Annotated in this window: 14 protein-coding genes and 1 pseudogene; 4 read left to right on the top strand and 11 right to left on the bottom strand. The window is 34.7% G+C overall.

The annotated features are described in order from the left end of the window. Nucleotides 1–174: 174 nt before the first annotated feature. Complete coding sequence (gene exsB, locus CQ058_RS12505) at nt 175–783, top strand: exosporium protein ExsB (protein ID WP_002031474.1); 609 nt, start codon at nt 175–177, stop codon at nt 781–783. A gap of 46 nt (nt 784–829) precedes the next feature. Here exsB and CQ058_RS12500 read toward each other — a convergent pair whose 3' ends face one another. From CQ058_RS12500 to CQ058_RS12475, 6 genes and pseudogenes are all read right to left on the bottom strand, one after another. Further along, nucleotides 830–1441 carry a phosphoserine phosphatase 1 gene (locus CQ058_RS12500; RefSeq protein ID WP_002012438.1) on the bottom strand — a complete coding sequence of 204 codons (612 nt, stop codon included), beginning with the start codon at nt 1439–1441 and terminating at the stop codon, nt 830–832. A 13-nt stretch (nt 1442–1454) separates the two neighbouring features. Continuing rightward, nucleotides 1455–2000: pseudogene (locus CQ058_RS12495) on the bottom strand (short-chain dehydrogenase). A 12-nt stretch (nt 2001–2012) separates the two neighbouring features. Next, a complete protein-coding gene (gene fosB / locus CQ058_RS12490; RefSeq protein ID WP_002126995.1) occupies nt 2013–2429 on the bottom strand; it encodes a FosBx1 family fosfomycin resistance bacillithiol transferase in 417 nt (138 codons plus the stop codon). Nucleotides 2430–2488: 59 nt separating this feature from the next. Further along, nucleotides 2489–4150, bottom strand: a complete 1662-nt coding sequence (locus tag CQ058_RS12485) for a peptide ABC transporter substrate-binding protein (RefSeq protein WP_002126994.1) — start codon at nt 4148–4150, stop codon at nt 2489–2491. 71 nt (nt 4151–4221) lie between these two features. Beyond that, nucleotides 4222–5220, bottom strand: coding sequence for a DUF2628 domain-containing protein (locus CQ058_RS12480; RefSeq protein WP_105589721.1), 999 nt, complete (start codon nt 5218–5220; stop codon nt 4222–4224). A 25-nt stretch (nt 5221–5245) separates the two neighbouring features. Then, the gene (locus tag CQ058_RS12475; RefSeq protein WP_002031467.1) at nt 5246–5698 is read right to left on the bottom strand and encodes a methylated-DNA--[protein]-cysteine S-methyltransferase; all 453 of its coding nucleotides are present in this window, start codon (nt 5696–5698) and stop codon (nt 5246–5248) included. 133 nt (nt 5699–5831) lie between these two features. On the opposite strand from CQ058_RS12475, the gene namA reads away from it, so the two are divergent. Then, nucleotides 5832–6869, top strand: a complete 1038-nt coding sequence (gene namA / locus CQ058_RS12470; protein ID WP_033709010.1) for an NADPH dehydrogenase NamA — start codon at nt 5832–5834, stop codon at nt 6867–6869. 29 nt (nt 6870–6898) lie between these two features. Here the strand turns inward: namA and CQ058_RS12465 are convergent, their stop codons facing one another. Beyond that, complete coding sequence (locus CQ058_RS12465) at nt 6899–7558, bottom strand: oxidoreductase (RefSeq protein WP_002031464.1); 660 nt, start codon at nt 7556–7558, stop codon at nt 6899–6901. Between the two features lie 116 nt (nt 7559–7674). Then, nucleotides 7675–7899, bottom strand: a complete 225-nt coding sequence (locus tag CQ058_RS12460; RefSeq protein ID WP_002012427.1) for a hypothetical protein — start codon at nt 7897–7899, stop codon at nt 7675–7677. A gap of 197 nt (nt 7900–8096) precedes the next feature. On the opposite strand from CQ058_RS12460, the gene CQ058_RS12455 reads away from it, so the two are divergent. Next, nucleotides 8097–9047, top strand: a complete 951-nt coding sequence (locus CQ058_RS12455) for a metal ABC transporter substrate-binding protein (protein ID WP_002126988.1) — start codon at nt 8097–8099, stop codon at nt 9045–9047. A gap of 138 nt (nt 9048–9185) precedes the next feature. Continuing rightward, nucleotides 9186–9656: a GNAT family N-acetyltransferase gene (locus CQ058_RS12450; RefSeq protein ID WP_105589720.1), complete on the top strand. Its 471-nt coding sequence runs from the start codon at nt 9186–9188 to the stop codon at nt 9654–9656. Nucleotides 9657–9670: 14 nt separating this feature from the next. On the opposite strand, the gene CQ058_RS12445 is transcribed toward CQ058_RS12450, so the two are convergent. The 3 genes from CQ058_RS12445 to CQ058_RS12435 all read right to left on the bottom strand — a co-directional run bounded on the left by CQ058_RS12445 (nt 9671) and on the right by CQ058_RS12435 (nt 12030). Continuing rightward, nucleotides 9671–10417, bottom strand: coding sequence for a VOC family protein (locus CQ058_RS12445; RefSeq protein WP_105589719.1), 747 nt, complete (start codon nt 10415–10417; stop codon nt 9671–9673). Between the two features lie 18 nt (nt 10418–10435). Then, a complete protein-coding gene (locus CQ058_RS12440; RefSeq protein ID WP_105589718.1) occupies nt 10436–10960 on the bottom strand; it encodes a PadR family transcriptional regulator in 525 nt (174 codons plus the stop codon). A gap of 119 nt (nt 10961–11079) precedes the next feature. Further along, entirely contained in the window at nt 11080–12030 is a 951-nt protein-coding gene (locus tag CQ058_RS12435; RefSeq protein ID WP_002031454.1) for a CobW family GTP-binding protein, read from the bottom strand. Nucleotides 12031–12103 lie beyond the last annotated feature (73 nt).

The following is a 12103-nucleotide window of genomic DNA, read 5'->3' as shown; positions in this document are numbered from 1 at the left end:
CATCCCTTCTCTATTCTCTTCATTCAATGTATGCGCCTTGTCTTGTCCATACATCCGCTATCATCTATTTATATAAAATTACACTCTTGTCTTGTTCAGAAAGAAACCTAATCTCATATCATGTTAAGGAAAAAGAATACTTGTTCAATTTAATACACGATAAGGAGGATTTCTATGAAACGTGACATTAGAAAAGCTGTTGAAGAAATCAAAAGTGCTGGGATGGAGGATTTCTTACACCAAGATCCAAGTACTTTTGATTGCGATGATGATCATCATAAATGTACAACAGGGTGTAAATGTACAACAGGGCGTAAATGTACAACAGGGCGTAAATGTACAACAGGGCGTAAATGTCCAAGAACAAGATGTACTCGCGTGAAACATTGTACTTTCGTTACAAAATGTACTCATGTAAAAAAATGGACTTTTGTTACAAAATGTACTCGTGTACGCGTTCAAAAATGGACTTTCGTTACAAAGGTTACTCGCAGAAAAGAATGCGTTATAGTTACAAAACGTACTCGCGTGAAAAAATGTACTTTCGTTACAAAATGCGTTCGCTTTGAAAAGAAATGTTTCTGGACAAAACGATGTTTCTGTAAAAAATGTGTATTCTTCCCTCATAGCCATCATGGTTCTTGTGATGATTCGTGGGATCATGGTAAGGACTGTCATGATGATGGGCACAAATGGGACGATTGCAAAGATAGCAGACACAAGTCTTCTTCTTGCAAGAATAAGAAATTCGATCACTTCTGGTATAAAAAACGTAATTGCTAGTTTTTTATGTCCACCAAAAAAGGTCGCTTTGCGACCTTTTTTACGTTTACTGAAAATGACTTATATCTGCAAATTGTTTTACTTTACCACGGTTTTCATCAAATTCAATCACACTAAGACTCGCGCTATGCATAAATGGCTCTTCCCATACATGTTCAATTTCAAAACCTGCAAAATGCCCTACGAGTAATTTCGCTGCTGCAGCATGAGTAACTATTAAAATATTTTCTCCTTTATGCTTTTCTAAAAGAAAGTGTATCCCTTCAATTACTCTTTTATGAACGGCCGCAAAGTTTTCCCCTGATGTTGACTGAAAAAGATGTGGTTCATTCCAAAATAAATGTACTTCTTCTGGATATTGCATTTCCAAGTCAGCAATTGTTTGCCCTTCCCATATCCCCATGTTTATTTCATAGAAACGTTCATCTTCTATAATTGGAAGATCGCGTTCCCCTTTAATCAATTCAGCAGTATGAAGCGTTCTTTCGCTTGGACTACTATATATGGCATGGAGTGGTAAATCCTTCATACGCTCCCCTAATTGTTTCGCTTGTATCATACCATTCTCTGTTAATGCTGAATTTTTCCGTCCTTGCATCCGCCCTGCTACATTCCATTCTGTTTCACCGTGCCTTGTTACATATACCGTTGTCTTCATTTCACATGCCCCCTTACCATTTTGGCCGCGATTCCCACGGCTCTACTCTCCCTACAATCCATTCTGTGCATTTACTTTCAATTCCTTTTATAACTCCGTCAGCAATCTCTTCATGAGTAAGTCATCTTGCATATGTATCTTCTAAAATAAACCCTAATATAATTCTATAATAACTACATAATGTCCCACCTATTTTTTGTGACTTCGTACGCGATGCACTACTACCTAATATATGAAATAAACTATACTTTTCCGATGACAATTCAACTTCATTACAAATGAGTCGTAATGCATGCTTAGCACTCGAATGTACCCATGCAACTACTAATGTAATTGGACCATTCTGTTCAATTGTATTTGTAATAGATCGCTTTAGACCATCGTCATTTTGATAATCTAAAGGAAGACATGTAATATTTTCTGGTGCCGAACTAGCTTGCTTAACATTTTCTAATTTCACTTCATCTCGTCCAATAACAGACACACGAAATCCTTGATCACAAAGCCACATAGAAACTTTCTTTAACATTCCTGTTCCACCAATTACAAGCGCATGCAACTTCTTCCCCCCTTAGTAAAATGTCATATGAGGTTTCTCATCTCTATAATAATTTAGACGGTCTTGTAACGTCCCTGAATGAAACTCAAATTTATGACCATCAGGATCAACAAAATATATAGACTCACAATCTCTCACATCCCGCTCTCTTCCTTGTAAAATATGAACTTTATTTTCTTCTAATCGCTGCAGTAAGCGTTCAAAGTCTTCTTGTTCAACAGAAAATGCGAGGTGCGTATAAGATTGATGAATCTCCTTTCTTGGAATATGTGCCTCTTCGTTCAGTGCTATCCATACTCCACATATATTGAAATATGCAAGTTTTCTCCCTTTAACTAATAGTTCTCCTTCTAGCACTCTTTCATAAAACATAATAGCGTTTTCTAAATTTGATACTGAAAAACAAAGATGATTGATTCCTTTCAACACTCCACGTTCCTCCCTAAACAAATAAAAGATGAGCGAAAATTCACTCATCTTTTATTATACTATTTCTTTGTAATATATGCCCATTTATAACTAAAGTCGCCACCGAACGTATGGTTAGCAATACCATTTACATACGTCTTCTCTAAGTAAGCTGTACTTTGTTGGTACGTAGGAGAGATTGCAGCATCTTGACCAATTAAGATTTTTTCAGCTTCTGCAAGTGCTTTCCAGCGTGCTGCGTCATCTTTTAGTAGTTCTCCTTTTGATTTTGCTACTAAATCATCGTACTTCGGATTTGAATAATCCATTTCATTAAATGAGCTTCCAGTAACGAACATATCAATATATGTCATTGGGTCTGGATAATCTGGACTCCATGCAGATAATGAGAATTCATATTCAAATTTCTTTTCTAAATCTAACTTCTGCTTATATGGTTGTTGCTTCAAATTCACTTTAATACCAGGTAAGTTTTTCTCTAATTCTTCTTTAATAAAGTCGCCCACTTTTTTACGACTACCGTTATCATCATTTAGTAATTCTACTGTAATTGTATCTTGACCAAGTTCTTTCTTCGCTTCTTCCCACAGTTTTTTTGCTTTCGCAGCATTATCTTTACTGTCACGGAAATTTTTATTTACAGTACGGAAGTCTTTTCCATCTGGTCCTGTCGTAAACTTTTCAGGTACTAAGAAATACGCTGGCAATGATCCATCATTCAAAATTACATCCGCAATTCCTTTTTTATCGTACGCTAAATCAATCGCCTCACGAACCTTTTGATTTTTAAACGTTGCATTTTTTTGATTAAAACGTAGGAAATACATACGTGGGTCTAGCTTCGTTTTAAATTCATCTGGTTTATTCTTTTTATATTTGTCTACAAACTCAGAACTTAAAATGACACGGTCTGCTTGATCACTATCATATAAATTTACCCCAGTACTTGTCTCTTTTACTATACCCACATTAATTTCTTGTAATTTTACAGCATCTTTATCCCAATAATTTGGGTTTTTCTTTAACTGGTAACTTTGTTCATGTTTCCATTCACTCATTGTAAATGGTCCATTGTACAATAATTTATCTGCTTCTAATCCGTATTTATCCCCTTGTCCTTTTACATACTTTTCATTTAATGGGAAGAATGTAGGGAACGAAGTAAGCTCAAGGAAATAAGGTGCTGGTTGCTCTAATTCTACTACCAACGTTTTATCATCCTTCGCTTTAACACCTAATTGATCCGACGGTACTTCTCCTTTATTTACTTTCTGTGCATTTTTCACATCAAATAAAATAAATGCATATTCTGCTGCTATTGCTTTATCTAATGTACGTTGCCATGCATATACAAAATCTTGTGCTCGAACTGGATCACCATTTGACCATTTTGCATCACGTAATTCAAATGTATATGTCTTTTTATCTTCACTAATCTTCACGTCTTTGGCCATACCTGGAGTTGGTTTATTATCTTTATCTAGACGATATAATCCTTCCATTGCATTTACAAATACACGGAAAGATACAGAATCTGTTGATTTAGATGTATCCATTGAAGGAATTTCAGCTGTTTCTAGCAAATTTAAAACTTGTTTATCTGCCATTCCCTTACTTGATTCTTTCTTCGTTGTCGAAGCCTTCTCCCCATTCCCACATCCCGCAACCAGTACACTAGCCGATAATGCAACTGCAGCAATCGTTGTTACCTTTCTCTTCATTCTTCCTTCCCCCAATCTATATGTATAAGTTAAAACTTGTATAATATATTTTATTATACAAAAAATTCTGATTATTTTAAATATTTATTTTCATAAAAAGAAAAAAAGCGGTCAGAAATTGCTTTCCCTCCGCTTTGTTGAATAGCATTTACTTGCAATCCATCCTCTATTTCAAACGGATTTTGAACCTTGAATATTTCTTCCATCATCTTCAAAAACTCTTCTTCATTTTTAGATTCACCATTAATCGTAAGGGAATATGGCTCAATTTCACTCAATTTATAATCAACAATAAATTGAATTGTAACTTTTTGTCTTGGCATCCCTGGGCTGTATCCTTGAAATTCTACTAATTCCATACCTTCCGAACCACGATAATATATCCACCCTGAATTTTGAAAATAGCTTTCAAACGATTCACCAATCGAAAAGAACGGATATTCATAAAGCGAACTTGTACGTACTTTTTGTATAATATCTCGATCAGTCGGAAAAAAGAAATGACTGAAAAAAATACTAGCAACTGCTAAAATAGTAACGATTGTTGCTCCCATTTTACTCGTTCCACCACTATCATGGATCAGATAATTTTCAACCGATTCATCTTTAATTCCCCGTGCTTTTATTCGATATATACGCCTTTCTGCAAATTGATAATATAATCCATTTGCAAAAATCCCCATCCCAAATAGAATGAAAATGAGTAATAAAAACGTAAGAGGCACCATATTAATGATTGGCAACGCTACGTTGAACCCCATATAATAAGAAAATGCATCACATGCTACTAATAACAGTATAAATAAAGCAGCAGGTAAATAATACTTACGATATCCAAGCCAACCTACATTGAAAATAGCAGCCAAACCATTCCAGCTCCACCTAGCAATTCGCTTATTCTCAAGCTCCCATTTTCTTTTGTAATATGGATATTGTCTCCCTACATATACTTCTAATTCTTTGTCTATTAGCGAGCTTTCTTCACCTTGTTTATTATGCAAGTTCCGTTGACAATTTGCACAATTCAACTGATCATTAATACAAGGTCGCCCACAATTTATACATTTCAAAACAATCCCTCTTTCCATCCATACTTCATTTTAATATGCCTTCATGCTTCAATAACCACTCTTTCCTCCATAAACCACCTGCATACCCAACAAGTTTTCCACTCTTTCCTATTACACGATGACATGGAACGATAATTGAAATTGGATTCCGGCTATTTGCCCCTCCTATCGCTCGTACAGCTTTCGTATTCCCAACCTTATCTGCAATATCTAAATATGAAGCACTTACGCCATATGGTACGGTGTAAAGTGCTTCCCATACATTCTTTTGGAATGGTGTTCCTTCAGCAGACAATGGAACTGTAAACTCTTTTCTTTTTCCTTCAAAGTATTCATCTAATTCATTTATACATTGTTCAACAAGTTCATTTTTATGTTCTTCTTTTCTTTCTTCAACAAATATAACAGACGTAATCCCTTTCGTATTCGCTGTAATTTCCAGCAAACCTAATTCACTTTCATAATAAGCCTGATACATATGTCATCCTCCAATTCAATTCATATTAGCCATTGTAACACGAATAGACGAAATTTTTCGTATAAGCGTTTTATTAGGGAAACAAAAAAGAGGATGATACAATGTAAGAAAATTCAATCAAGGGGGATATTTGATGGAGCTTCAACTTTTTTCACCTTATACAATTAAGGACGTTACGCTAAAAAACCGTATCGTTATGTCGCCTATGTGTATGTATTCATCAGAGAATGAGGATGGCCGAGTAACCAATTTTCATCTCATTCATTATGGAACCAGGGCTGCTGGCCAAGTAGGCTTAGTTATGATTGAAGCAACAGCTGTGTTACCTGAAGGACGTATTTCTAACAAAGACTTAGGCATTTGGGGTGATAATCTAATTGAAGGCTTACATAAGACGACAGCATTTATACATAATAACGGCGCAAAAGCTGCCATTCAACTCGCTCATGCCGGAAGAAAGGCTGAATTAGAAACGGACGCTTTAGCTCCTTCAGCAATTCCGTTTAACGATGGAATGAAAATACCCGTGGAAATGAGTAAGCAACAAATTAAAGACACCGTATTAGCTTTTCAAAAAGCTGCGTTACGTTCAAAACAAGCGGGATTTGACGTTATTGAATTACATGGTGCTCACGGTTATCTTATTAATGAATTTCTTTCTCCGCTTTCAAATAAGCGGACTGATGAATACGGGGGTTCACCTGAAAATCGCTATCGTTTCTTACGCGAAATCATTGACTCTGTAAATGAAGTTTGGAACGGACCGTTATTTGTTCGTATTTCAGCAAATGATTATCATCCTGACGGGTTAACAGTTCAAGATTATGTGCAGTATACAGGATGGATGAAAGAACAAGGGGTAGATTTAATCGATTGTAGCTCTGGTGCAGTTGTCCCAGCTCATATTGATGTATATCCAGGTTATCAAGTGCAATATGCCAAACACATTAAAGAGAATGCTAACATTGCAACAGGTGCAGTTGGATTAATTACGACTGGATTACAAGCGGAGCAAATTTTAAATAATAGCGAAGCAGATTTAATTTTTATCGGACGCGAGTTACTTCGTAATCCATACTTCCCAAGAATAGCTGCCAATGAACTTGGCTTTGAATTAAAAGAACCATATCAGTACCGACGAGCACCCGGGAAAATTAAAACTAATAAATAAAACCGAGAAATTATTCTTCTCGGTTTTATTTATTTTATTTCTATAATATCGTTTGAACTATAAATATGAATACCAGATTCTTCACGTAGCGCTGTTATATACATTCCTTTCGCCACATCTTTAGCTGAAATTGGTTTATACTTTTTAAAAGCCCCTTTAAATATAAACGGAAGAATACGAGATAATTTCTCAGCCATTCTTTCCCCAAAACGATATTCTTGTCGATTTCCAACTAATAATGACGGCCTGAAAATATGTATGCCACCAATAACTAGCTTTTTCAGCTCCTCTTCCATTTTCCCCTTCACTTGCGAGTAAAAGAAAAATGATTTAGGTTTTGCTCCCATTGATGAAATAACAAGAAAATTTTGCACGCCTTGTTTTTCAGCTAAGCAGGCAGCTCGTAATGTATATTCATAATCTACTTTTTTAAAATTCGACTTCGACTTCGCTTTTTTTATCGTTGTTCCTAAGCAACTAAAAACATCATCTACTGCAAAAAATTCTTTGTATTCCTCTAATACTGAAAAATCCACCTGTTTCTGTTGCAATTTCTCATGCTGTAATTGTAATGGTTCCCTTACAAAAATAGTAACCGAATCGTAGTAATCTGAGTCAAGTAATAGTCGCGTTATTTCTTGTCCAACTAACCCACTTGCGCCAAGTACTAACGCTGTTCGCTTATTCATATATGTGTATACCTCTTTATTTACTATTCTCTCCTATAGCTAATCGTCGCTAACAGGAGTTTCCGTTCTCCCATTTTACCATAAGTAAAGCACTATGCGTATGCATAGTGCTTTACTTACTCTTTTTTCTCTTCTTTTTCTTCCGCTGGCAATTTTGTAATTGTTGTAGCATCCCCTAAATTACTTATTAGTCTTCTTAAAAAAATTAAAACAAAAGATAATGGCAAAACAACCGCAAGTATTAATAAGATAGCTTCCATGAAGTAACCCAAGCGCTCATCCCCTTTTTTCTGCTCCCTCCCAATATATGAAAGTAACATTGTCACATATGCACCAATCATAAAAATTAATACCTTTCTTTTTGACAGATTTATTACAAAATCAAATCGTAATGATTATTATTTATTGCAACTTTCATAAAGATGTATTATACTAGGTTCGCAAACTAAAACGTAATTATTCCGTTTTGTATTAAAACGATATTTTCTTCTTATATTTGGAGAAAATATAATTGTAAAAAAGAAAAGAGGAGAATTATATGCCTAAAAAATTAGCTCTATTTTCATTTATACTTATTTTCACACTCATCTTTGCTGGATGTTCTAACAACAAAGAAGGTGCAGCGAAAAAAGATGGGAAACTTTCTGTTTATACAACCATTTTCCCACTCGCTGACTTTGCAAAAAAAATCGGTGGTGATTATGTAAATGTAGAAACAATTTACCCACCTGGTGCGGATTCTCATACATTTGAACCAAGTCAAAAGCAGACTGTACAAGTGGCAAAAGCCGATTTATTTGTTTATAACGGCGCAGAATTAGAACCATTTGCCGAAAAAATGGAAAAATCATTAAAAAAAGAAAACGTAAAAATTGTAAATGCATCTAAAGATATCGAACTTCGTGCTTCATCTGAAGAAGAGCAGCACGATCATGGAGACGGTCATAAAGAAGATGAACATCATCACGATAAAGACCCACACGTTTGGATAGACCCTACTCTTGCGATGAAACAAGCAGAAAAAATTAAAAATGCACTTGTAGAATTACAGCCTGAACATAAAAAAGAGTTCGAAAAAAACTTTGCAGCACTACAAACAAAATTTACTGATTTAGATGATCAATTTAAAGCAGTTGTTGCAAATGCAAAAACGAAAGAAATATTAGTTTCACACGCAGCTTACGGCTACTGGGAACAACGATACGGTTTGAAACAAATTCCAATCGCTGGAATTTCAGCATCTGATGAACCATCTCAAAAGCAGCTTGCTGACATTACAAAAACAGTAAAAGAGCACGGTCTACAATATATTTTATTTGAAACATTCTCTACTCCAAAAGTAGCATCAGTTATTCAAAAAGAAACAGGCACAAAAATTTTACGCTTAAATCACCTTGCTACTATTTCTGAGGATGATGCAAAGAACAATAAAGATTACTTCACATTAATGGAAGAAAACGTAAATACTTTAAAAGAAGCAACAAACTAATCAACTATATTTTCTAGGCAGCTGAATATGTCATTCAGCTGCCTTTTTATGTATTTATCCTTGACTTGACCAAAATAACAAGTAAAATTATCCATATTAGCTTTTAAGCTATATTAATCTAGAAGGTGAGTTGGAATTATGACTCTTCACATTAGTGAAGTAACAGCAAAAAATTGGCGTTCAGTAGCTGCTTTAAACGTCGCAAAAGACCAGCAGCAATTTATTGAAAGCAATGCGTTTTCTTTAGCAGAATCATTATTTGAAGGAAACGGAACGTCAGTAGGTTTATATGATGGAGAAACACTTGTAGGGTATGCAATGTATGGATGGTATTGGGAAAAACGTAAAAGTGTCTGGTTAGATCGCTTTATGATTGATCAACAATATCAAGGAAAAGGATACGCAAAACGTTTCCTTCGCATACTCATTCAATTCTTACAAGAAAAATTTGAATGTAAAATAATTTATTTAAGTTTACATCCTGACAACAAACACGCAATGGGACTATATGAGTCATTTGGCTTCCGTTTAAATGGTGATATTGATGACGAAGGCCCAGTTGTAGGTGTTGTAATGGAATTACTAATAGATGAAAATACAAGCCTGTGAAAACAGGCTTTTTATTATTTATTTATTAATGTCACATTTTCTATATTTAATTTTTTCTCCCTATGTGCTTCGCTTTTGCAATCTAGTATTATCTCCGTAAAATGCTCATTCGATTGAATTAGATGAATCATTTGATTGCTTAAACGTATTACTATTTCTTCTTCCTCATTTGTAACATCTGAAAATAGACAACTAATAATGTCTCTATCTTCATTTGTTATTTCTCCATATAATTTCACCGTATTTATCCCTGTAATTCCCTGTTCCAAACTATTTGGATACATATATTTCTCCATATATTCTCTGCTCTTTTGATCGTCCATTTGTTGTAGAAAGAATTGAAACGGCATCCCCTTCATCGGCTGTATGTATGCATTTTTCCACGGCATAGTTTTCTTAAATAAATTAAAAAACCACTTGTAGTGTAATGGTTCTGGTTTTGTAATTTCAATTCCACCTTCTATCATTTTCCCATACACTTTATCTATATTTTCAACATCAATTGCCAGTCCGATGAGTCCCTTATGGCCATCACAATATTTCTGAACCCACTCTTGTACCCAACCACCCCCATCTTTTGTTTTTACTCTTACTAATTCTAAATATTCTTTTCCAATCCATATGTTAGATACTTTAAACCCTTTCGTTCCCTTTCCACATTTCGGAACATATGGAAGCCCGATAGAATGTACATTTTTAATCGTTTCCTTATTTTCTTGTATTTCTTTATTTACATTTATAACAAGATGATCGATTTTCATATTCTTCCCACCACATTTTTAGTTTTTTAATAGTTTCTCTAACCTATGAATAAATCGAAGTTGCATCTCACATTGTTCATACATATTTTCGAAAATTAGTTTCACATACACTGGCGCGTTATCTTTTAGTCTTTCTCCTTCCCTCATCTCTTCATAAGTAGATCGTATTTCACTTTTCTGCTCTTCTAGAGCTTCTAAAACCTCCTCTCTCATACTCTCTTCTTCTGACAGAAATGTTAACGCTGTATATAGATGTTTCGGAAACATAACTGAAGTTCTTTGAAACGACTCCTTTAATAACCTTTTAAATTCTTGACTTCCCTTTTCTGTAATACAATATATCGTTTTCGACCGTTTTCCGGTCATTTCAATTGCTTTAACTTGAATGAAATTTTCATTTTCCATTTTTTTTAATGCGTGATAAATAGAAGCTGGGAAAACTTCCGCCCATTTTTTACTTTGCACCATATTTAGCGCCTGCTGTATTTCATAACCAGATAGCGACTCCCTTTTAGTAAGCAATCCAAGAATCATTAAACGCACCTTTTCTCCCCCTACCTCTAACAAAATACTAAACATTTAGTATTTTCAGATTATTTTAATACAAATTCCAATTTTAGTAAACAAAAAAAAACAAAAATAAGCCTGCGATTTACGCAGACTTATTTCACACACTCTTGGAAATGTTCTTGGAACCATTCTTTATTAATATCTTTTCCGATGAACACTACTTCGCTTACTCGCTCTTCGCCCTCTTGCCACTCTCTATCGTACGAAGCAGCAAACAATGTATGTACACCTTGGAAAACAATTCTTTTATCTACTCCGTCAATAGATAAAATTCCTTTGTAGCGATATAAATGCTCCCCTAGTTCTTGAACGACAGCTGACATCCACTCATTCAATTTTTGTAAATCTAACGGACGTTCTTCACGTAGTACAAACGATTTTACACCTTCTAGATGGTTATGTTCTGTATGAGGGTAAATTTGCAGCGTATCTTTCGTTTTAAACGTTTGAATTTGTAATAACGATGGAATATCTACCTCACAGTTAGTCGCCTCGATTAACTTTGCAGTCGGGTTAATTCCTTGAAGTTCATGCAAGAGATTTTCTTTCTCATTTTCTTCAATTAAATCTAATTTATTAACTAACACAACATCAGCAAAGGCAATTTGTTCTTTTGCTTCTAGTCCCTTTTCAAAATGTTTATGTATATGATAGCTATCTACAACTGTTACAACACCGTTAATTTGGTATGCAGATTGAATAACTGGATCTAAAAAGAAAGTTTGAATAATCGGACCTGGATTTGCAAGACCTGTTGTTTCAATTACTAATCCATCAAAGTCCATTTTCCCTTCTGCTTTCACATCCAGTAATTGTTTTAAAGCAACAAGTAAATCTTCACGCACAGTACAGCATAAACAACCGTTTGTCATTTCCATAATTTCTTCTTCAACATTCATAATCAATTGATTATCAATACCAATTTGCCCGATTTCATTTACAATCACCGCTAATTTCTTACCGTGATTTTCTGATAAAATACGATTTAATAAAGTCGTTTTCCCTGATCCAAGAAAACCAGTTAATATTGTTACTGGAATCATCCCTTACATCTCCTTATATCTCTATGTTTCTACATTATAGCATATAGAAAAAATCGTTTTTGTAGCAAAACAT

The sequence above is a fragment of the Bacillus sp. MYb56 genome (assembly GCF_002976445.1).
Lineage (GTDB): Bacteria > Bacillota > Bacilli > Bacillales > Bacillaceae_G > Bacillus_A > Bacillus_A mycoides.
The sequence above is the reverse complement of the archived record's forward strand: the minus strand, read 5'-3'. Positions and strand labels throughout refer to the sequence as shown.

Coding starts and splice junctions, on each gene's coding strand:
- CQ058_RS12485 (WP_002126994.1), bottom strand. CDS start 4,150: ATGAAGAGAAAGGTAACAACGATTGCTGCAGTTGCATTATCGGCTAGT.
- CQ058_RS12435 (WP_002031454.1), bottom strand. CDS start 12,030: ATGATTCCAGTAACAATATTAACTGGTTTTCTTGGATCAGGGAAAACG.
- CQ058_RS12500 (WP_002012438.1), bottom strand. CDS start 1,441: ATGAAGACAACGGTATATGTAACAAGGCACGGTGAAACAGAATGGAAT.
- CQ058_RS12445 (WP_105589719.1), bottom strand. CDS start 10,417: ATGAAAATCGATCATCTTGTTATAAATGTAAATAAAGAAATACAAGAA.
- CQ058_RS12450 (WP_105589720.1), top strand. CDS start 9,186: ATGACTCTTCACATTAGTGAAGTAACAGCAAAAAATTGGCGTTCAGTA.
- CQ058_RS12455 (WP_002126988.1), top strand. CDS start 8,097: ATGCCTAAAAAATTAGCTCTATTTTCATTTATACTTATTTTCACACTC.
- namA (WP_033709010.1), top strand. CDS start 5,832: ATGGAGCTTCAACTTTTTTCACCTTATACAATTAAGGACGTTACGCTA.
- CQ058_RS12465 (WP_002031464.1), bottom strand. CDS start 7,558: ATGAATAAGCGAACAGCGTTAGTACTTGGCGCAAGTGGGTTAGTTGGA.
- exsB (WP_002031474.1), top strand. CDS start 175: ATGAAACGTGACATTAGAAAAGCTGTTGAAGAAATCAAAAGTGCTGGG.
- CQ058_RS12475 (WP_002031467.1), bottom strand. CDS start 5,698: ATGTATCAGGCTTATTATGAAAGTGAATTAGGTTTGCTGGAAATTACA.
- CQ058_RS12460 (WP_002012427.1), bottom strand. CDS start 7,899: ATGATTGGTGCATATGTGACAATGTTACTTTCATATATTGGGAGGGAG.